General features: G+C 67.2%; 18 protein-coding genes. 5 read left to right on the top strand and 13 right to left on the bottom strand.

Annotated features, from left to right (window positions below; all coding sequences use genetic code 11):
- Nucleotides 1-40: 40 nt before the first annotated feature.
- The gene (locus NGK62_RS19625; RefSeq protein WP_059380076.1) at nt 41-1,645 is read right to left on the bottom strand and encodes an ABC-F family ATPase; all 1,605 of its coding nucleotides are present in this window, start codon (nt 1,643-1,645) and stop codon (nt 41-43) included.
- 235 nt (nt 1,646-1,880) lie between these two features.
- On the opposite strand from NGK62_RS19625, the gene NGK62_RS19620 reads away from it, so the two are divergent.
- Genes NGK62_RS19620 through NGK62_RS19610 form a run of 3 tightly spaced genes read left to right on the top strand, consistent with a single transcriptional unit; the run spans nt 1,881 to nt 5,397 of the window.
- Nucleotides 1,881-3,458, top strand: coding sequence for a CHASE2 domain-containing protein (locus NGK62_RS19620; protein ID WP_251879940.1), 1,578 nt, complete (start codon nt 1,881-1,883; stop codon nt 3,456-3,458).
- Between the two features lie 6 nt (nt 3,459-3,464).
- Nucleotides 3,465-3,821, top strand: coding sequence for a hypothetical protein (locus NGK62_RS19615; protein WP_251879938.1), 357 nt, complete (start codon nt 3,465-3,467; stop codon nt 3,819-3,821).
- 7 nt (nt 3,822-3,828) lie between these two features.
- On the top strand, nt 3,829-5,397 hold the full coding sequence (locus NGK62_RS19610) for a M48 family metalloprotease (protein WP_059380073.1): 1,569 nt from the start codon (nt 3,829-3,831) through the stop codon (nt 5,395-5,397).
- Nucleotides 5,398-5,433: 36 nt separating this feature from the next.
- Here NGK62_RS19610 and NGK62_RS19605 read toward each other — a convergent pair whose 3' ends face one another.
- The 10 genes from NGK62_RS19605 to NGK62_RS19560 form a co-directional block, all read right to left on the bottom strand.
- The gene (locus NGK62_RS19605) at nt 5,434-6,471 is read right to left on the bottom strand and encodes an LD-carboxypeptidase (protein WP_251879936.1); all 1,038 of its coding nucleotides are present in this window, start codon (nt 6,469-6,471) and stop codon (nt 5,434-5,436) included.
- On the bottom strand, nt 6,468-6,959 hold the full coding sequence (tadA, locus tag NGK62_RS19600) for a tRNA adenosine(34) deaminase TadA (RefSeq protein WP_059380071.1): 492 nt from the start codon (nt 6,957-6,959) through the stop codon (nt 6,468-6,470). Before tadA ends, NGK62_RS19605 begins: the two co-directional genes overlap by 4 nt.
- 10 nt (nt 6,960-6,969) lie before the next feature.
- Nucleotides 6,970-7,818, bottom strand: a complete 849-nt coding sequence (locus tag NGK62_RS19595; protein WP_059380070.1) for an HAD family hydrolase — start codon at nt 7,816-7,818, stop codon at nt 6,970-6,972.
- Nucleotides 7,819-7,929: 111 nt separating this feature from the next.
- Nucleotides 7,930-8,409 (bottom strand): hypothetical protein, encoded by a 480-nt coding sequence (locus NGK62_RS19590; protein WP_118932060.1) that lies wholly within the window; start codon nt 8,407-8,409, stop codon nt 7,930-7,932.
- Between the two features lie 130 nt (nt 8,410-8,539).
- Nucleotides 8,540-8,881: a monovalent cation/H(+) antiporter subunit G gene (gene mnhG / locus NGK62_RS19585; RefSeq protein ID WP_059380068.1), complete on the bottom strand. Its 342-nt coding sequence runs from the start codon at nt 8,879-8,881 to the stop codon at nt 8,540-8,542.
- Nucleotides 8,878-9,159: a K+/H+ antiporter subunit F gene (locus tag NGK62_RS19580; RefSeq protein ID WP_013394078.1), complete on the bottom strand. Its 282-nt coding sequence runs from the start codon at nt 9,157-9,159 to the stop codon at nt 8,878-8,880. The genes mnhG and NGK62_RS19580 overlap by 4 nt, the downstream gene beginning before the upstream one ends.
- Nucleotides 9,156-9,638, bottom strand: coding sequence for a Na+/H+ antiporter subunit E (locus NGK62_RS19575; RefSeq protein WP_059380067.1), 483 nt, complete (start codon nt 9,636-9,638; stop codon nt 9,156-9,158). Before NGK62_RS19575 ends, NGK62_RS19580 begins: the two co-directional genes overlap by 4 nt.
- Entirely contained in the window at nt 9,638-11,269 is a 1,632-nt protein-coding gene (locus tag NGK62_RS19570; RefSeq protein WP_059380066.1) for a monovalent cation/H+ antiporter subunit D, read from the bottom strand. Before NGK62_RS19570 ends, NGK62_RS19575 begins: the two co-directional genes overlap by 1 nt.
- Nucleotides 11,266-11,610: a Na+/H+ antiporter subunit C gene (locus NGK62_RS19565; RefSeq protein ID WP_013394081.1), complete on the bottom strand. Its 345-nt coding sequence runs from the start codon at nt 11,608-11,610 to the stop codon at nt 11,266-11,268. The genes NGK62_RS19570 and NGK62_RS19565 overlap by 4 nt, the downstream gene beginning before the upstream one ends.
- The gene (locus NGK62_RS19560) at nt 11,610-14,525 is read right to left on the bottom strand and encodes a monovalent cation/H+ antiporter subunit A (RefSeq protein WP_251879934.1); all 2,916 of its coding nucleotides are present in this window, start codon (nt 14,523-14,525) and stop codon (nt 11,610-11,612) included. The genes NGK62_RS19565 and NGK62_RS19560 overlap by 1 nt, the downstream gene beginning before the upstream one ends.
- Before the next feature lie 559 nt (nt 14,526-15,084).
- Between NGK62_RS19560 and NGK62_RS19555 the strand changes: the two genes are divergently transcribed.
- Nucleotides 15,085-16,065 carry a Bug family tripartite tricarboxylate transporter substrate binding protein gene (locus tag NGK62_RS19555; protein WP_059380100.1) on the top strand — a complete coding sequence of 327 codons (981 nt, stop codon included), beginning with the start codon at nt 15,085-15,087 and terminating at the stop codon, nt 16,063-16,065.
- Between the two features lie 457 nt (nt 16,066-16,522).
- Nucleotides 16,523-17,404, top strand: a complete 882-nt coding sequence (locus NGK62_RS19550; protein ID WP_059380064.1) for a hypothetical protein — start codon at nt 16,523-16,525, stop codon at nt 17,402-17,404.
- A 34-nt stretch (nt 17,405-17,438) separates the two neighbouring features.
- Here the strand turns inward: NGK62_RS19550 and NGK62_RS19545 are convergent, their stop codons facing one another.
- Both NGK62_RS19545 and NGK62_RS19540 read right to left on the bottom strand, forming a co-directional pair.
- Nucleotides 17,439-18,404, bottom strand: a complete 966-nt coding sequence (locus tag NGK62_RS19545; protein WP_251879931.1) for a Bug family tripartite tricarboxylate transporter substrate binding protein — start codon at nt 18,402-18,404, stop codon at nt 17,439-17,441.
- 41 nt (nt 18,405-18,445) lie between these two features.
- A complete protein-coding gene (locus NGK62_RS19540) occupies nt 18,446-19,588 on the bottom strand; it encodes a CaiB/BaiF CoA transferase family protein (protein WP_059380062.1) in 1,143 nt (380 codons plus the stop codon).
- Between the last annotated feature and the right edge of the window lie 15 nt (nt 19,589-19,603).

Genomic DNA, 19,603 nt, shown 5'->3' with positions numbered 1-19,603 from the left:
AACCGCGGCCAGGGTCTTCCGGCCGCGGTCTGCGCCGGCCTCAGCCGTCGATGCCGCGCGAGCTCAGGTAGTCGTCGTAGCCGCCGCGGTAGTCGACGATCTCGCCCGAGGGCAGGATCTCGATCACGCGCGTGGCCAGGCCGGACACGAACTCGCGGTCGTGCGACACGAACACCAGCGTGCCTTCGTACTTTTCCAGCGCGAACTGCAGCGACTCGATCGATTCCATGTCCAGGTGGTTGGTGGGCTCGTCGAGCAGCATGACGTTGTGCCGGCCCAGCATCAGGCGGCCGAAGGTCATGCGGTTCTTTTCGCCGCCGGACAGCACCTTGGGCGCCTTGGGCAGGTCATCCGCCGAAAACAGCAGGCGGCCCAGCACGGAGCGGATCGACTGGTCGTCGTCGCCCGGCTGGCGATGGTCGCCCATCCAGTCCAGCAGGTTGATGTCGGTCTGCAGGAACTGGTCGGAGACGTCCTGCGCCATGTAGCCCAGGTCGGCGTTTTCGGACCACTTCACTTCGCCCGAATCCGGCTGCAGATCGGTTGCCAGCAGGCGCAGCAGGGTCGTCTTACCCACGCCGTTGGCGCCGATGATGGCGATCTTTTCGCCCGCGTCGACCATGGCCGAGAACTTGCGGATGACGGGCGCGTCGTAGGCCTTGGACAGGTTTTCGACGGTGACCGCCAGGCGGTGCATGACCTTGTTCTGCTCGAAGCGGATGTACGGGTTCTGGCGCGACGAGGGCTTGACCACGACCTGGTCGGCCTTGATGCGGTCGATCTGCTTCAGGCGCGAGGTGGCCTGGCGCGACTTGGACTTGTTGGCGGCGAAGCGGCGCACGAAGTCCTGCAATTCGGCGACGCGTTCCTTGGCCTTGGCGTTGTTGGCCACCAGGCGCTCGCGGGCCTGGGTCGAGGCCAGCATGTAGTCGTCGTAGTTGCCCGGATAAATGCGGATCTCGCCGTAGTCCACGTCGGCCATGTGCGTGCACACCTGGTTCAGGAAGTGGCGATCGTGGCTGATGATGATCATCGTGCTCTGGTAGCTGTTGAGCACGTTCTCCAGCCAACGGATGGTATTGATGTCCAGGTTGTTGGTCGGTTCGTCCAGCAGCAGCACGTCCGGGTTCGAGAACAGGGCCTGCGCCAGCAGCACGCGCAGCTTCCAGCCCGGCGCCACTTCGCGCATGGGCAGGTTGTGCTGGTCGACGGCGATTTCCAGGCCCAGCAGCAGTTCGCCGGCGCGGGCTTCGGCGGTGTAGCCGTCGTACTCGGCGAACTTGGCCTCCAGGTCGGCCGCGCGCATGTAGTCGTCTTCGGTCGCTTCCGGATTGGCGTAGATGGCGTCGCGCTCGGACATGGCGGCCCACATCTCGGTGTGGCCCATCATGACCACGTCCAGCACGCGCAGGTCTTCAAACGCGAACTGATCCTGGCGCAGCTTGCCCAGGCGCACGCCCGGCTCCAGCGACACGTTGCCCGCCGAGGGTTCCAGGTCGCCGCCGATGATCTTCATGAAGGTCGACTTGCCGGAACCATTGGCCCCGATCAACCCGTAGCGGTTGCCTTCCCCGAACTTGACGCTGACGTTCTCGAAAAGGGGTTTGGGACCGAACTGGATGGTGAGATTGGCGGTGGAGATCACGGTATGTTTGAGTCTTTTGGCGTCCGGGGACGCATGCGGAGAAACCCGATAGTGTACCAAGCATCCGTGAATCGCATCCAGGCGAGGCAGAGCGCCGCCTGAAGCATCTGGAAATGCAGCATGCCATTTAATGTCATAACGTAAATATTTGTATTAATTGGGGTACTATTGCGTGTGACTCAGCGCCTACGGCCGCCAGGCCCGTCAGGCGGTTGCAACCCAGCTCCCCCGCTACGTGGCAGACGCCAACCACTCCTCCGAGAAAGTCGAACTTTCCTATGGCCGGTCGCTGATCGTGGCGGCCATCGTGGCGATCGTGATGCTGTGGGCGACGCCCCGGCTCACCCCCAGTTCCGACCTGCTCACCTATGCGGCGGCTCGGCTCCAGGCCCGGCTGGTCGGGGGCCATTACGACATTGCGCGCCGCAACGACACCACGGTCGTCCTGATCGACGACGATTCCCTGGACCAGCAGAAAGGCGCCTGGCCCGTGCCTTACCGGACCCATGCGCGCTGGCTGCGCAACATCGGCCTGATCCACAAGCCCAAGGCCATCTTCCTGGACATCACCTTCGGGCGCGAGCGCGACGACCCGACCCTGCCCGAGCTGGCCGCCGCCCTGTGCGAACTGCGCGACGCCAACATCCCGGTGTTTCTGGCCGCGCTGCCCGATGCGCAGGGCGACCTGCGCCTGCGTTCGGGCCTGGAGGCGCCCGCGGGCGAGAAGCCGTGCTTCACCATGGTCGACGTGCGCTACACCCCCAGCAAGGTGGACCGGCTGGTATGGAGCTACCCGCTCTGGTCGGGCGAACATGCGCGCAGCGCGGCGCTGGCCATCGCCCAGGACGCGGCCGGCGTATCCATCACGCCCACCCGCGAAGCCATGGCCTTGACCTGGGGCGTCGACAACCTGGACCAGCGCCGCTTCAGCATGGAATGCCGGCAGGCCCGCGGCGGTTATGTGGAAATGCTGCCGTCCTATGTGCGCAGCCTGCTGGGCGACCCGAACGCCGCCCAGCCCATCTGCCCGTACACGCGCGCGCTGACCCTGTCCGAATTGCGCGCGCCGGATGCCGACGGCGCCCGCCTGGCCGACATGCTCACGGGCCGCTACGTCATGATCGGCGCCGCGCTCAGCGGTTTCAACGACACCGTGCTGTCGCCGGTGCATGACGCCATTCCCGGCGTATTCATGCACGCCATGGCCCTCGACAATCTGCTGACCTATCAGGACGACTACAAGCGCGCCCTCGAATGGGAGATCTGGCCGCCCAATGTCCTGTGGCTGCTGGGCATCCCCGTCGTCATGCTGGCCCATTTCCTGCATTGGCTGGCGCAATGGCTGCGCGGCAATACGCGGCTGGGCGGCCGGCTGCTGGCCCCGCCCGCCGAATGGCGGCTGTTTGCCGACGCGCCCGCCCTGCCGCTGCCGCCCGCCGCGCACGCGGGCGGCGGCTGGAAGGCCAAGGCCGGGCGCCTGTCCGCCCTGCTGCGCGACCGCGCCGCGCGCCTGTGGCTGGCGCGCTGGCTGGCATCCAAGCTCTGCGTCGCGACGTTGCTGCTGCTGCGCAAGGCTGCCGCCATCGTCCTGTCCTCGCTCATCGTGCTGTACATCGTGCTGCTTGCGCAGCGCTGGCTGAACGTGGGCACCTTGCCCATCGTCGACCTGGCGATCATGGCCCTGGCCGCCCACTGGCTCGGCTGGACCAATCGCGCCACCGCCTTTCTTTTTGGCAAACCGGATGCCGCTTCCGCGCCGGCGTCCCCGACACCCGCGCGGGAGCCATCGGCTACCCGCTCGCAACAGGAGTAGAAACGCATGCCCAAGCCCTCCTCCCTGATCACCGCGCTGGCCGTGGCCGCCCTGGCGCTGACTGGCGCAAGCGCCGCGGCGGCCGACGCCATCGTCGGCCTGAACCTCAAGCCCGTGCCGCTGTACGCCAAGTCGGACGGCGGCGCGCCCGCGGCCAAGTCCGACGGCCAGGGCATGCCCTGGCCCGTGCTCGAAGAAGCCAATGAGTTCTACCACGTCAAGATCGACGGCAAGGACTACTGGGTGGACAGCATGCACGTGCGCATCGCGCGCGGTTCCGCCGCGCAATGCGGGCCGGTGATCAAGGGCGTGCCGCCGCCCACCGGCTCGACCGCGGGTGCGGGCGAGAACGTCTGCCGCTGAGCCGCCCATGCGATCCTCCCACATCCTGCGCATGGCCGCCGTCTCTGGCGCGCTGCTGCTGAGCGCCTGCTCCACGCTTCCCGGAGGCAAGGGTTTTTCGGTCACGGCCGGCCAACTGCCCCCGCCCCCCGCCGACCGGCAATGGCCCGACGCCAGCCTGGACGCGCGCAACCAGCGCGCCCAGGGCATGGGCCTGGTCGCCATGCCGGAGATGGAAACCTACCTGAACGGCCTGCTTGGCCGGATCAAGAACGCCGCGGGCGTGCCCGGCTGGCCGGGCGCGGTCCACGTGACCTCGTCATCGGCGCTGGAAGCCTACAGCACCGGCGCGGGCAACATCTACCTGTCCATGGGCTGGCTGGCCTCGGCGGAATCCGAGGACGAGATCGTCGCCATCCTGTCCCATGAATTCGGCCACATCTACCTCGACTACCACCAGATGGAATCGGTCAATGCCGCGGGCGACCAGGTCGCGACGCTGGCGGCCGTGGGCGTGGCGCTGGCTCGCAAGGCCGGCAGCGCCACTGGCTGGAGCCCCGTGGACAGCGTGATCGCTTCGTATACGCTGGGCAAGAACATGCTGGTGCCGGCATGGGGCCGCCAGCAGGAGGAAAACGCCGACCGCTTCGGCGCCACCGTCAGCCTGGAACTGGGCTACTCGTATACCCAAGGCTTCAAGGCGTTCCTGGAACGCCAGGCCACCTGGGAAGCCGAGAACGCCAAGGTCCAGGCCGAAGCGCGCCAGCGCATGCTCGAGCAGATCAAACAGGCGGCGGCCGACAACACCCGCAAGCAAGAGGCGGCCAAGGGCAACAACATCGCCCCCCTGACCGAGATGCAGGCCTCGCTGAATTCCGGGGTGGCCGGGGCCAGCGAAGGTTTGCGCACCGGCCTGGACGACATCTGGAAGAAGCTGACCGTCAGCCATCCCGACACCGGCGCGCGCCTGGCTGCGTTGACCGAACAGGTCATGCCCTTGATGGCGGGCAAGCCTCGGCCCCCGGCGGCAGCGGCGCCTTGGAACAAGGCCCGCGCGCAACGCCGCACGGCCGCGCTGCTGAAGAACTACCAGACCGCGGCCGAGGCGCAGCAGGCCTTGCAGGCCCAGGACTACCCGCGCGCCCGCAAGCTCGCGGCCCAGGCCGCATCCGGCCCCAGCGCCACGCACGCCCTGCCCTTGCTGACCTTGAGCATGGCGCAGGCGGAATCCGGCGCGCGCGGGTCCGCCCTGCTGGACCGCAATCTGGCGTCGGAACAGGACCGCGCCTGGCAGGTGTATGTGTTGCGCGCCAACAATCTGCTGGGCGCGGGCCAATCCGGGCCGGCCGCCAGGATCATGGGCCAGGGCTTCGAGTACTTCCGCGGTTCGGCGCTGGCATGGCCTGAAGCCATCCGCTTCTATGGCCAGACCCAGGGCTGGGACCAGGCGCGCAAGCTGGCGCAGGAATGCGCGTCGCGCTTCGCAAGCTATGCCGGGGAATGCAGCAAGGCGGCCCAGTCGCCCGCCGAGCAGGCCGAGGCCAAGCGACGCAGCGAGCAGAAAGCGCAATCGCTGGTCGACAGGCTGTTCAAGTAGCAATGAGAAAGGGGCGCTCGGCGCCCCTTTTCTTTTTTAGTGCGTGTATTCGTCCAGCACCAGGTGCGCCATGCCCTTTTCGGTGGCCAGGCCCACCTTCTGCCCGATGGGCAGCGTCGCCTTGGTGGCGACATGGCCATACGGCAGCCCCGTCACCACCGGCACCTTGACCGTCTTGCGCAGCCAGGCCACCACTTCGTGCAGGTCGTAGCCGTTGTCGTGCGGCGCCAGCTTGTAGTCCGTGAAGCGGCCCAGCACGATGGCTTTTTGCTTGCCCAGGATGCCGGCCTGCGCCAGCTGGATCAGCATGCGTTCGACGCGGTAAGGATGCTCGGCCACGTCTTCCAGGAACAGGATGCCGCCGCGCACCTTGGGCATGTAGGGCGTGCCCAGCAAGGACGTCAGCATGGCCAGGTTGCCGCCCCACAGGATGCCGCGGCAATCCACCGCATCGGCGTCCTGGGTTTCGAAGCTGAGGATTTCCAGTTCGCCGCGCATGATCTCGCCGAACAGGGCTTCGGTCAGGTCGTCGACCTTCTTGCCGCCGAAGTCGTAGACCGCCGATGCGCCGGTATAGCTGACCGCGCCGGTCTGCGCCAGCAGGCCCAGGTTGAAGGCGGTGAAGTCGCTCATGCCGACGAAACGCTTGCCGCTGTCGGCCATGGCCTTCCAGTCGATGGCAGGCAGCAGCCGGCCCATGCCGTAGCCGCCGCGCGTCACCATGACGATGGGCAACTTCTGCTTGGCGGCGCGCGTCAGGCTGGCCAGGCGCTGCGCGTCGGTGCCGGCAAAGCGCTGGTGCTGCGCGTAGGCGGTACGGTCCACGGCGGTCTTGAAGCCCTGCTGCTGCAGCCTTTCGCGCGCCAGCTCGACGGCGGCCGGATCGCGCACCGCGGAAGACGGCGAGATCAGGTAGATGCCGCGGGCGTCGGGCAGCGCGTGGGCGTGGCTGTGGTCATGGCCGCAGTCTTCATCACATTCGTGGCCTGCATGACCATGATCGTGGTTATGGTCATGGTCGTGCGCGGCGGCCGCTTTCGCGCCGCGCGCCTTGGCGCCTTGGGATTTGCTCATGCTGCGGATTCCTTGCTGCGGCGTTCGCGGAAGAACCGGCGCAGCAGATCGCCGCAAGGTTCCGCCAGCACGCCGCCGGTGACTGAGGTGTGATGATTGAGTTTGGGGACCGAGCCCACGTCCAGCACGCTGCCGCAGGCGCCGGTCTTGGGGTCGTAGGCGCCGAACACGACGCGCGCGAGCCGCGCATGCAGCATGGCGCCGATGCACATGACGCAAGGCTCCAGCGTGACGTACACGGTGATGCCCGGCAGACGGTAGTTTTCCAGCGCGCGCGCGGCGCCGCGCAAGGCGACGATCTCGGCGTGGGCGGTGGGATCGTGGTCGATGATGGTGCGGTTGTAGCCGCGTCCGAGGATGTCTCCCTGTGCCGACACCACCAGCGCGCCCACCGGCACCTCGCCGATGTCATAGGCGGCCTGGGCCTCTTGCAGCGCCAGTTCCATGAAGCTGGCGTCCTGCGCGGTCCAGGGTTGGACCGCCGCCATCGGGATAGCCTCAACCACGGTACACCCGGGACTTCAGTGCGATGCGGCCGGCCAGGCTGGTCACGGCCTCTTCCAGCCATTGGTAGAGTTCGGCGTGCTCGTCGTAGCGGGCCTGGTTCAGGTTGGACACCCGGCCCTCTTCGATGAAGCCCCAGGCCCGGCTGCGCTTGTCGCGATGCTTGGGGTCCCACACGCCGAAGGCGAAGCCGCCGGCGCGGCGGATCAGCGAAAAGCACGGGATGTCGGTGTAGCCGTCGCCGACGAACACCATCTGGTCGAACGGCACCCGCAAGCGGTCCTCGGGCACCTTGCGGTTGACCTCGAAGGGCTTGTTGCGGAAATCGCGGCCGATGATGCCTTTCTGGATGTGGAACAGATAGCGGGTCTTGTCGGTAAAGCTGACGATGCGGCGCGGAAACGCGATGCCGCCATCCGCGCCGTAAATGAATTCGGACGCCCAGATCTCGGTGAACTCGTGCGCGATGGGGGTGGACCGGACCACGTCACCGATGCCGCTGGAAATCAGGTAGAACTCCAGCTGCACTTGCGGCTGTTCGGCCCGCACCGCGGCGCGCAGCCGCTGGAACAGCGTGGGCACGCCGTCGTGCAGTTCCAGCCGGGCGCCCCAATCCTTCAGGCGCTGCTGCGTAATGAGGCCGTGCTTGCCCGATTGCGACAGCTGGATCATCTGGTACAGGTAGGCGGGCACGGGGTCCCAGTCCTGCTGCGAGAGCAGCGGATCGACCTCATCCTTCCAGAAGGATGCCGTGTCCACGCCCATGCTTTCCAGGAAGCCGGACGTGCTGTCCGAGGCCAGCGTGTCGTCGAAGTCGAAAATCAGGGCGATGACGTCGGACATGTATATGCGTGAAAAAGGGGCGACAGCCGCCATTTTGCCTGAATGTGGCGGCGGCTGCGCCCCTGGAGGTCCGAGCAGGGCCGCCCTGGCGGCCCTTGTTCCGGCTGTCGCTTACTGGCGTACCGGCGAGGTCATGGGCGCCCCGGGCGCCGGCGCCATGCCCGGCGCGCCGGCCGCGGGCGGCACGGTGTCGGCCGGCACCTGGATCACGGTTTCACGCAGCACGCCCCCGCCCTGCACGCTGCCGCGCACATTGGTGGGCGAGGTCATCTGCGTCACGCAGTCCTGGCGCGAGGCGGCCGGCAGGCGGTTGCAGCGGTCCAGCATATTCTGCTGCAACTGGTCGTTGCTGCCGTCCTTGAGGTTGTTGCGGCCGCTTTCCTGGCGCGCCGCGCCGGCTTCGCGCATGCAGGCGGCCTGGTCCTGGCCGGTGGCGCCGCTCTTGCATGCCGCCACATCCTGCTGATACTGGGACTGAGCTGAGCCGCGGCCGGTCGCATCAGCCGCGTGGACCGCTCCCGCGGCCAACATCAGGCCAGCGGCACAAAGCGTCGCCGCGAGGCGTTTGACATGCATGGGTCGTGTAGTCATGGTCAGCTCCTTGAAGTTGATTGAACCGTTACCCACTATCCCACGATGACGCTTCCGCTACATGTCCAGCGACGTGAAATCGTAAGACTACGTTTCAATTGCCGCGACGCAACATACCCTGCCTGTCGCCTTAGCTAGCGTCGCGCTCGGCGTCGGCCTTGCTGAGGCGATTGCGGTAGGTTGCGGCGCGCATGAGCAGCATGGCGGTCACGGGCGAAGACACGATCAGCAGCAGCGTGATGATGACTTCATGAAACACAGGCCGCGACGACAGCGCCGAAAACACCAGGATCGACGCCGCCAGCACGCAACCGCAACCCATGGTGTTGCCCAAGGTAGGCGCATGGATGCGGGCATAAAAGGTACGGAAGCGCAGCAGGCCGGCCGAACCGGTCAGGGCAAGCAGGCCGCCGAACACCAGCAGGACACTGGCCGGTATGGCGGCCCACAGCGGGATCTGGGCGTCGATCATGGCTCGATCACCTCGCCGCGCAGCAGGAAGCGCGCCATGGCGGTGGAGCCCACGAAGCCGAACAAGGCGATCAGCAGCGCAATGTCGAAATACACGGAGGTGCCGGAGCGGATGCCGAACACCAGCATGGTCAGCATGCCGTTGATGTACAGCGTGTCCAGGGCCAGCACGCGGTCCTGCGCGGTGGGACCGCGCAGCAGCCGGATGGCGGCGAAGACCATGCCCAGCGCAAAGCAGAGCAAGGCGAAGGACGCCGCCCAATAAAGTATGTTGTTCATTCGAAAATCTCCTTCAGCGGGCGCTCGTAGCGTTCCTGGACCAGCTTGATCCAGTCGCCCTCGTTCTGCAGGTCCAGCACGTGCAGCTTCAGGCAATGGTCGTCGGTCAGGTCCACCCAGACGGTGCCCGGCGTGTACGTGACGATGCAGGCCAGCATCGCCAGGCCGTGCGGGTCGCGCATGGTCAGCGGGATCATGATGAACCCGGGCGAAAAGTCATTGCGGCGCGGATTCAGGATCAGCCGCGCCACGGCGATATTGGATTTGATGATGTCCGCGGTCACATGCAGGAACAGCGGGACCGCCTTCCACAGGCGGCGCGGCTTGGCCTTCAGCGGCCGCAGGCGGGAGGCGGCCCAGGTGAACCAGAGCGCCAGCGCGATGCCCAGCGCGATCTGGCCCGCGGACGCGCTCTGGTTGAGCACCAGCCACAGGACGAACAGGTAGACGGGCAGGAACAGGAAGTAGAGACGGCGCATCAGCTTCCTCCCTTGAGGCCGCGCACGGTCTGCGCGGACATGACGGCGTCGATGTAGGACTTGGGCTGGTCCAGCGACCGCGCCGCATCGTCCAGATAGGCCGACACGGGGCCGGCGCCGGCCGCCAGGCCCACGCACAGCAGCAACAGCACCGCCACGGGCCCGGCTTCGATCAAGCGCAGGCGCGGCGTGCTGCGGTCATCGCTGGCCCAGAACACCCGGATGCCGGTGCGGCCCAGGCCGATGAGGCCGGCCAGCCCCGACAGCAGCACCGCGGCCACCAATATCCATGCGTCCATGGGCACGGCCGACTCGTTGGCGGCCGACACCGCCGCTGACAGCAGCGACAGCTTGGCGACGAAGCCCGACAGCGGCGGCAGGCCGGTCACCAGCAAGGCGCAGGAAATGAAGGCCAGGCCCAGGAAGGCCATGGCCGCGGGAATGGCCACGCCCACCACGTCGTCGGAACGGTTGAGCGAGGCCGGATCGTCCAGGTCGAACGCGTCCAGGGTCACCGCCAGCACGTTGGCGCCGAAGCTGCGGGTGCGCTCGATGAGTTCGGCCAAAAGGAAGAACGCGCCCGTGGTCAGCACGGAGCTGAGCAGGTAGAACAGCGCCGGTCCCGTCAGCGTCACGCCCGGCATGCCCAGCGCGGTCAGCAGCGTGCCAGCCGATACGATCACGCAGTAACCGACCATCTTTTCCAGCTGCTGGGTCGCCAGGAGTCCCAGGGCGCCGAACAGCAGCGTGGCCAGCCCCGCCGCGAACATCCAGTCCAGGCTGAAGGCCGCCGGCGCGCCGGTGGGCAGCAGCAAGGAGCCGATGCGCAGCAGCGCGTAGATGCCGACCTTGGTCATGATGGAGAACATGGCCGCGACCGGTGCGCCGGCCGAGCCGTAGCCCTTGACCAGCCAGAAGTTCAGCGGCCAGGCGCCCGCCTTGACCAGGAAGGCCACGCCCAGGATGGCTGCGCCCGCCTCGAACAGCATGCGGTCCGCGCCCGCCAGGTTGCCGGCGCGCACCGCCAGGTCCGCCATGTTCAGCGTGCCGGTCACGCCGTAGATCAGCGCGATGCTGATCAGCAGCAGGAACGAGGCCACCAGGTTGACCGCGATGTACTGCAGGCCGGCGCTGACGCGCGCCACGCCCGAGCCGTGCAGCAACAGGCCATAGGACGCGGCCAGCAGCACCTCGAAGAATACGAAGAGGTTGAACAGGTCGCCCGTGAGGAACGCGCCGTTCAGGCCCATCAGCAGGAACTGGAACAACGAATGGAAATGCACACCGGCGCGGTCCCAGCGCGCCAGCGCATAGACCAAGGTAGCCAGTCCCAGCACCGCGGTCAGGGTCAGCATCACCGCGGCCAGGCGGTCGACCACCAGCACGATGCCGAAAGGCGCGGGCCAGTCGCCCACCAGATAGACCCCTACCCCATCGGGCCAGACGCCGGGAACGCCGCCGCCCGCCACCACCAGCAGCGCGATGGCGGCGGCCAGCTGGCCCAGGGTCGAAACCAGCGCAATGGCGCCGCGGGTATAGCGGCGGGTATCCGCCAGCAGAAGCATCGCCGCGCCCGCCGCGAGCGGCGTGATGATGGGCAATACGGGCAGGTGTTGCAGCCAAAAATTCAAGATTGGGACTCCCGTCCATCAACGTGGTCGGTACCCGTGAGGCCACGCGAGGCCAGCAGCACAACCAGGAACAGCGCGGTGGTGGCGAAGCCGATCACGATGGCCGTCAGCACCAGCGCCTGCGGCAGCGGATCCGCATACCAGGAAGGATCATGGGCCACCGCCGGATCGACCACGGGCGGACGGCCCGAGGTCAGCCGGCCCATGCCGAAGATGAACAGGTTCACCGCATAGGAAACCAGCGACAGGCCCATGATGAACTGGAAGGTCCGCGGCCGCAGCAGCAGCCAGACGCCCGAACCAGCCAAGACACCAATAGCGATGGCGTATATCAATTCCATCAGGCTTCCCCTGTTTGTGCGGCGGCCGCCTGGATTTCGGCGGCGGCCTTGCGTTGCGCGCGCAGCGATTGGTGAGCCAGCGCCACCAGCACCAGCACGGTGGATCCCACGACCAGCATGTAGACGCCCAGGTCGAACAGCAGCACGCTGGACAGGTGCACGTGGCCGATCAGCGGCAACGCCAGATCCCAGGACAGCGCCGCCAGGAAGGGCTTGTAGGCCAGCCACGCGGTCACCGCCGCGGCGCCGGCGAACAATAGGCCCAGGCCGATCCAATGCTGCGGGTTGAGCCGGCTGCGCGACTCCACCCAGTACACGCCGCCGACCATGTATTGCAGGATGACGGCGGTGGCGAAGATCAATCCGCCGACGAAGCCGCCGCCCGGCTCGTTGTGGCCGCGCAGCAGGAAGTACACGGAAATCAGCGCGGCGGTGGGCAGCAAGAGGCGCACCAGCACGGTGGGCACCATCATGGAACCGGCGGGCACCAGCGACTTGATGTCCGGCGCGTCGGGCACGCCGCCATCCTGGTCGAGCTGCTGGCGCGGCAGGTCCGCGCTTTCGGCGGCCGGACGGAAGCGGCGCAGCAGCGCGTAGACGGTCAGCGCCACGATGCCCAGCACCGTGATCTCGCCGAAGGTATCGAAACCGCGGAAGTCCACCAGGATCACGTTGACCACATTGGTGCCGCCGCCGTCCGGCAGCGCGCGGTCGACGAAGTACGAAGAAATGGTGTCGCCCTGCGGCCGCACCAGCACCGCGTAGGCCAGCGCGGCCATGCCGGTGCCGGCGGCGCCCGCCAGCAGCAGGTCGCGCAGGCGGCGTCCGCGGGCCCGCAGCGTGACCTTCAGGCTTTCGTCTTCATCCTGCGCGATGCGCCGCGGCAGCCAGCGCAGGCCCAGCAGCAACAGCACCAGGGTCACGACTTCGACCGACAGCTGGGTCAGCGCCAGGTCGGGCGCCGAGAACCAGACGAAGGTCAGGCAGGTGATCAGCCCTGCGCCCCCGGCCAGCGCCAGCGACGCCAGGCGGTGGTACTTGGCCTGGAAGGCGGCGGCCAGCGCGCAGCCCGCGCCCACCAGCCACAACAGCGCGAAGGCCGGATCGATCGGCGTCATGCGGCCGGCGCCATCCAGCCAGCCGCCCGCGCGCAGCGGCAGCCAGGCCACGAACAGCGTGCCCAGCACGATCAGCAGCATCTGCACCTGCAGGCGCGACGACGCCAGCCAGCGCAGCAGCCAGGCCGCGGCCACGCTGGAGCCGTCCAGCAGCGCCTCGAAGCTGCGGCGGCCGTCCAGGCGGTAGATGAACGGCACCCGGCCCGGATTGGCGCGCTGGTGGGCGCGCAGGGCCAGATAGAGCAGGACGCCGGCCGTGGTCGCGACCAGGCTCATGACCAGGGGCAGGTTCAGGCCGTGCCAGACGGCCAGGCTGTACTCCGGCATGTCCTGCCCCAGGATGCTCTGGGCCGCGGTCGCCAGGAACGGGCCGACCGTCAGGCCAGGCACCACGCCCACCAGCAGGCAGATCGCCACCAGCAGCGCGCTGGGGAACAGCATCCAGCGCGGCGGCTCGTGCGGGGCGCGCGGCAGGTCGGTGGCCGGCGGGCCGAAGAACACTTGCAGGATGAAGCGCAGCGAATAGGCCACGCTGAACGCACCCGCGATGGTGGCCACCAGCGGCAGGCCGATCTCGGTGATGCGGTCGCCGCTGACGAAGGTGGTCTCGGCGAAGAACATTTCCTTGGACAGGAAGCCATTGAGCAGCGGCACCCCCGCCATCGAGGCGGCCGCCACCATGGCCAGCGTGGCGGTGATCGGCATGGCCTTGTAGAGGCCGGACAAACGGCTCAGGTCGCGCGTGCCGGTCTCGTGATCCACAATGCCCGCCGCCATGAACAGCGAGGCCTTGAAGGTGGCGTGGTTGATCATGTGGAAGATGGCGGCCACCAGCGCCAGCGTGCTGTTCAGGCCCAGCAGCAGCGTGATCAGCCCCAGATGGCTGATGGTGGAGTACGCCAGCACCCCTTTCATGTCCTGCTGGAAGATGGCGGCATAGGCGCCCAGCACCAGCGTGATCAGCCCCGCCCCGCCGATGATCCAGAACCATTCGTCGGTGCCCGACAGCACCGGCCAGAAACGCGCCAGCAGGAACACCCCGGCCTTCACCATGGTGGCCGAGTGCAGGTACGCGGATACCGGCGTGGGCGCCGCCATGGCATTGGGCAGCCAGAAATGGAAGGGAAACTGGGCGCTCTTGGTCAGCGCGCCCAGCGCCACCAGGATCAGGACGGCCGGATACCAGGGGTCGGCCCGCACCAGGTCGCCCGCGGCCAGCACCCGGTCCAGGTCATAGCTGCCGACGATATGGCCCAGGATGAGCACCCCGGCCAGGAGGCACAGCCCGCCCCCGCCCGTGACCGTCAGCGCCATGCGCGCGCCGCGGCGCGCGTCCAGGCGGTGATGCCAGTAGGCGATCAGCATGAAGGACGCCAGGCTGGTCATTTCCCAGAACATGACCAGCTGGATCAGGTTGCCCGACAGCACCACGCCCAGCATGGCGGCCATGAAGGCCTGGAAGAAGGAGAAAAAGCGCGGCACCGGATCTTCCGGCGACATGTAATAGCGCGCATACAGCACCACCAGCGCGCCCATGCCGGAGACGATCAGCGCGAACAGCCAGGCGTAGCCGTCCATGCGCAGGGTGAACTGCAGGCCCAGCGCGGGCGCCCAGGGCATGTCGAAGCGGACCACGCCGCCGTTGGCGACGTCCGGATAGAGGCTGATGACCAGCACCACACAGACCAGTGCGATGAGGCCCGCCAGCCACGCCTCGGCATTGCGGGCGTTGGATGGCAGAAGCGCGGCGCACAGGCTGCCGGCGAACGGCAGAGCGAGGATCAGGATCAGCGACATGGCGTTCCGAGAGTGTCCGGGCCCCCTCCCGCCAGCGCAAGGCAGCGAAAGACGAACAGACCGGGGATTGAAAAACGGACGGAACCCTGGCCCGGTGCGTCGCTGCACTACACGTTGCCCCGCGGGGGACATCAACCAACGCCATTGAACGGCGCAGACAGAAACAAACGCAATAGCTTTCTTGCAAGACCGGCCAAGAATCTCATACGAAAAATATCAGATTCTTGTAAGTTATGCAGAGATTTATGTGTTTACGATGCGGATGACGGCAAGATCGATGCGCAATCCTTGCGCAATTGAAATATTCCCGAAGCTGTTCATATCTTTGTCAGCATTGGATTTTTTGGTCTATTCCCGTCTTCTTCGGGCAACGGCGCCATAAAAAAATAACCCTGGACAAGCCAGGGTCTATCCGGGTTGACCGGCGGAAATTTACTGTGTGGAATGGCGCCCACGAGGCTCCGCCAAGCCAGCATCCCGGCGCGGCAGGCTTCACCGACGCCGGCCCAAGAAGCCGGCCGGGTCGGAAATTCAAATAATCTGGAGAAGACTCTTGACCATGCTGTCCCAAGCCAAGGCCGTCCTGGCCGCCGCCATCGCCGGCCTCTGCCTCACCACCGCCGCGCAAGCAGCCGACCCCTACCCCAACAAGCCCATCCGCCTGATCGTTCCCTTCGCCGCGGGCGGCACTACCGACATCGTGGCGCGCATCGTCGCCGAAGGCCTGACCCGTGAGCTCGGCCAGGCCGTGGTGGTCGAAAACCGCGGCGGCGGCGGCGGCTCGATCGGCGCCGACGCCGTGGCGCGCTCCACGCCTGACGGCTACACCCTGGGCGTGGCCACCGTCAGCACCATGGCCACCAACCCGGCCACCAACCCCAAGAACCCGTACAACCCGTTGAAGGACTTCGTCCCCATCACCAATATGGTGAACGTCCCCAACGTGCTGACGGTGAACCCGGCGGTGCCGGCCAAGACCCTGGCCGAATTCATCGCCCTGCTCAAGGCCAATCCCGGCAAGTACGCTTACGCATCCTCGGGCGCGGGCGGCATCGGCCACTTGGACGGCGAACTCTTCAAGTCGCTGACCAAGACGGATATGGTGCATGTGCCTTACCGCGGTTCGGGCCCGGCCCTCAACGACGTGATCGCCGGCCAGGTCAACGCCCAGTTCGACAACCTGCCCTCGTCCATGCCCCACATCCAGGCCGGCAAGCTGCGCGCCCTGGCCGTGGCCGCGCCCAAGCGCCTGCCGGCGCTTCCGGACGTGCCGACCTTCTCCGAAGGCGGCCTGCCGGAAATGGATAACATGGCCTGGTACGGCCTGGTCGCGCCCGCCGGCACGCCGCAGGCCGTGATCGACCGCATCCATGACGCCACCGTCAAGGCGCTCAAGGATCCGAAGATCGTGCAGCGCCTGGCCGACGGCGGCTCGCTGGTGGACGGCAACACGCCCGCCGAATACGCCGCCCAGATCAAGCGCGAGCTGGAACTGCGCCAGCGCATCGCCAAGGAACGCAACATCCAGTCGACCAACTGATCGTTAGCGCACAACGCGCCGGCCCAGTCCGGCGCCCCGAGGCCGGCCTGTTTCCCAGGCCGGTTTTTTTTCGCTTCTTCCACCACCATCGTTCCAAGGGCCGCGCTTGACTGCAATCGTCCCGGTGGTAGCATGTGCGACCGTGCGATCCCATCTTTCTCCCCCTCCCTGCGCCGCCTGCGCGCTTTGCGCCCTGCGCTCGACCCTGTTGAGCTCGCAGGAAGTCGCCGCGCGCTCCGCCTACGCCCGCTCCAAGCCCGGCTAATCGCCCGCTTTCCCCCTTTCTGATTCCTGCACCGGCCCGCCGCCGGCTGCCTGCGCACATCCGCGCATCCGGCAGCCTTGCTGCCGGCCGGCGGACGCCCTGCCGCGTGGCCGGGCTCCGCGTCTCGTCCCTCTATCCGCAACGCCAACGGAGGCTTGCGGCCAGGCCACGCACCGACCTATTCCAAGCGCCATGCAACTCACCAAGAACTTCGTCAAAGCCAAGAACCCCTGCGCGGGCGGCTACAAATGGTTCATCCGCGACCACAACGGCCAGGGAGACTACCAGGCCGTGCTTGACGCCTTGGTCGCTGACGGCCGCGTCAGCGACGCCTGCTGGCTGCTGGACCAGTTCGGCCCCACCGACGCGGTGCTGCGGCTGGATTCGGTCGATGCCAATGCCATCGTCTTCGCCGGCACGCTGGAAGTGCGCATGGGCATCAACGTGGACAGCGTGGTGCGCGCCGGCCGCAGCATCGTCACCGGCGGCGGCATCCGCGCCGGCGAAACCATCCAGGCGGGCGAAAACATCACCGCCAGCGCCAACATCGCCTGCGGCGGCAATCTGCGCGCGGGCGGCGACGTCAGCGCCGACTGGGGCATCGAAACCGCCACGCGCCTGGATTGCGGCGGCAACGTGCGCGCCAAATGGGACATCTGCGCCGGCCAGGACCTGGCCGTGACCGGCCACCTGCATGCCGGACAGGACATCCAGACGCAAGGCGCCATCAAATGCGGCCAGGGCATCAAGGCCGGCGGCGACGTGCGCGCCGAAAAGGAAATCGACGCCGCCTGCGGCATCCAGGCCGGCGGCTCCATCCAGTGCGGCGAGCACCTTGCTTCCGGCTGGGGCCTGATCGCCGGCGAGGACATCCGCGCCGAAGGCGCGATCCGGGCAGGCGAAGGCGTACAGGCCGAAGGCGTGATCGAAGCCGGCGCGGGCCACGGCATCTACGCCGGCCTGAGCGTCCGCCTGGACGCCTGGGCCGCCTGCGCGCGGGTCGTCGCGCAGAGCCGGCCCGAGCAATTGGTCAGCGGGCATTGGGACGGCCAGGACAGCGCCGTCTACGCATAGCGGCAGCCCCGGCGCAGCCAGGGCGCAATGCCGCCTATTCCGGCTTGATGTTCGCTTCCTGCATGCGGCGGCCCCAGGTGCCCAGCTGCGCCTCGACGAACGCCTGCTGTTGCGCCTGCGTGTTCGGCGCGGCCGTCATGCCCAGGGTGGCGAACTTCTGCTGTACCTCGGGACGCGCCAGCGCCTCGTTCACCGCCTTGTTCAAGCGCTCCAGGATCGGCTGGGGGATGCCGACGGGACCGGCCAGGCCCACCCACACCACCAGGTCGAAATCCTGATATCCCGTTTCGGCAAAGGTCGGCACATCCGGCAGGTCCGGCAGCCGGCGCTCGGTGCTGATGGCCAGCGCCCGCAGCTTGCCGCCGCGCAGCAGCGGCGTCGCGACCGACAGGTCCGCCATCACGTAATCGACCTGCCCGCCCGCCAGGTCCGTCAGCGCCGGGGGCTGACTCTTGTACGGCACGCCTTCCGCCCGCACGCCGGCAATGCGGTTGAACGCCGCCGCGCCGACCTGCCCGCCCGGGGAACCATAGCCGTAGTTCAAGGAGCCCGAGGCCGCTTTCTTCACGAACGTGGCCAAGTCCTTGTACGGGCCATCCGCGCGAACCAGCAGCAGCATGGGCATGGTGGTCAAGCGCGACACGTGGCTGAAGTCCTTCTGCGCATCGTAGGGCAGCTTCTTGAACAGCCCCGGATTGATCGAGTTCAACGAACTGCTGGAGATCGTCAGCGTGTAGCCATCGCCGGGAGAACGCACCGCGTATTCGGTGCCTATCAGGCCTTGGGCGCCGGGCTTGTTCTCGACGATCACGTTGGCGTTCAAATCGCGGCGCAGTTCTTCCGCGATGATGCGGGCGCTGGTGTCGGTGGCACTTCCCGGCGAGAAGGCCGCGACGATCTTGATGGGTTTGTCGCCCGGATAGGGTTCGGCCTGCGCCGCGCCCTGCGCGGACAGGCTCAGCAAGGCGCACGTCAACAGCGCGAATCGAATCGTTTTCATGGGTGTAGTCTCCTGGTTTTATGGGTACTGCCTGGTTTGCCTTACCGCTCTGACGGCGGTGTCGTGGCATTCATTTCGCCCAGGCGCGGCGGGCCTCGGCGTATGGCCGCCGGCGTGCCGGACAGCTTTATCGGTATGCCCGGGCCGTGATAATCGTCGCGCCGGACCACCATCTGGCGATGTTCGGTATGGGCGGCCGCGGCCACCGATGCCATGTCCAGGATCGGCGCAGCGGGCACGTTCTGCGCCAGCAACTGCTTGCCGAACGCCTCGCCATCGACCTGCGCGAACGCCTGGGCCAGCGCCGCATCCACGGCTTCGCGGTTGACGACTCTTTGCCCGTTGGACTTGTAGCGCTCGTCCTGCGCCATGCCGGCAATGCCCAGCTGCGCGCACAGCTTGGTGAAGAGGCGATCGTTGGCGACCGCGATGAACAAGGGGCAGGTCCGGGTCTGGTAGACGTTGTAGGGCACGATGTTGGGATGCCCGTTGCCGCTGGGCCGCGGCGTATTGCCCGACGCCAGGTAATTGGCCAGGAACGGATGCGCCACCGACACGGCGGAATCGTAGAGGCACACGTCCGCCATCTGCCCGCGCCCCGTGCGGTGCCGGGCCTGCAGGGCCAACAGCACGGCAATCGCGGCGTTCATGCCGGTAGTGAGGTCCACCACCGGCACGCCCAGCCTCAGGGGTTCGCCGCCCGCCTCGCCGTTGATGCTGAGCAGGCCGGCCATGGATTGCACGGCGGCGTCGTAGCCTGGCAATTCGCCCAGCGGGCCATCGTCGCCGAAACCCGTGATGCGGCAATGCACCAGCCGCGGAAAGCGCTCCGTGATGGCGGACGGTTCGGCCACGCCCCAACTGCGCAGCGTGCTGGCCTTGAAGTTTTCGATCAGCACGTCGGCCGTTTCGAGCAATTGCCAGAACGTCTCCCGTCCGGCCTCGCTGTTCAAGTCCAGCACCATGCTGCGCTTGTTGCGGTTCACGGCGCGGAAATAGGCCGAACTGCCATCCACGAACGGCGGGCCGAAGCCGCGGCATTCGTCGCCTTCCGGCGACTCGATCTTGATCACGTCGGCGCCGTGGTCGCCCAGCATCTGGCCGCAGAATGGCCCTGCCAGGACGCGCGACGCGTCGATGACGCGCAGGCCGGCGAGCGCGCCGCCGGCATCGCTGCTATGCATAGTCTGTCTCCTTCG

Source organism: Achromobacter sp. Marseille-Q4954, from assembly GCF_943737025.1.
GTDB lineage: Bacteria > Pseudomonadota > Gammaproteobacteria > Burkholderiales > Burkholderiaceae_B > Achromobacter > Achromobacter bronchisepticus_A.
Note: the sequence above shows the minus strand (reverse complement) of the source record. Positions and strands in the feature narration are given on the sequence as shown.

Excerpts from the sequence above, each read along its gene's own strand:
- NGK62_RS19580 (WP_013394078.1), bottom strand. The coding sequence starts at position 9,159 with ATGAACAACATACTTTATTGGGCGGCGTCCTTCGCCTTGCTCTGCTTT.
- NGK62_RS19605 (WP_251879936.1), bottom strand. The coding sequence starts at position 6,471 with ATGAGCAAATCCCAAGGCGCCAAGGCGCGCGGCGCGAAAGCGGCCGCC.
- NGK62_RS19565 (WP_013394081.1), bottom strand. The coding sequence starts at position 11,610 with ATGGAATTGATATACGCCATCGCTATTGGTGTCTTGGCTGGTTCGGGC.
- mnhG (WP_059380068.1), bottom strand. The coding sequence starts at position 8,881 with ATGATCGACGCCCAGATCCCGCTGTGGGCCGCCATACCGGCCAGTGTC.
- NGK62_RS19590 (WP_118932060.1), bottom strand. The coding sequence starts at position 8,409 with ATGACTACACGACCCATGCATGTCAAACGCCTCGCGGCGACGCTTTGT.
- NGK62_RS19610 (WP_059380073.1), top strand. The coding sequence starts at position 3,829 with ATGCGATCCTCCCACATCCTGCGCATGGCCGCCGTCTCTGGCGCGCTG.
- NGK62_RS19615 (WP_251879938.1), top strand. The coding sequence starts at position 3,465 with ATGCCCAAGCCCTCCTCCCTGATCACCGCGCTGGCCGTGGCCGCCCTG.
- NGK62_RS19550 (WP_059380064.1), top strand. The coding sequence starts at position 16,523 with ATGCAACTCACCAAGAACTTCGTCAAAGCCAAGAACCCCTGCGCGGGC.
- NGK62_RS19545 (WP_251879931.1), bottom strand. The coding sequence starts at position 18,404 with ATGAAAACGATTCGATTCGCGCTGTTGACGTGCGCCTTGCTGAGCCTG.
- NGK62_RS19560 (WP_251879934.1), bottom strand. The coding sequence starts at position 14,525 with ATGTCGCTGATCCTGATCCTCGCTCTGCCGTTCGCCGGCAGCCTGTGC.
- NGK62_RS19555 (WP_059380100.1), top strand. The coding sequence starts at position 15,085 with ATGCTGTCCCAAGCCAAGGCCGTCCTGGCCGCCGCCATCGCCGGCCTC.
- NGK62_RS19540 (WP_059380062.1), bottom strand. The coding sequence starts at position 19,588 with ATGCATAGCAGCGATGCCGGCGGCGCGCTCGCCGGCCTGCGCGTCATC.
- tadA (WP_059380071.1), bottom strand. The coding sequence starts at position 6,959 with ATGGCGGCGGTCCAACCCTGGACCGCGCAGGACGCCAGCTTCATGGAA.
- NGK62_RS19575 (WP_059380067.1), bottom strand. The coding sequence starts at position 9,638 with ATGCGCCGTCTCTACTTCCTGTTCCTGCCCGTCTACCTGTTCGTCCTG.
- NGK62_RS19595 (WP_059380070.1), bottom strand. The coding sequence starts at position 7,818 with ATGTCCGACGTCATCGCCCTGATTTTCGACTTCGACGACACGCTGGCC.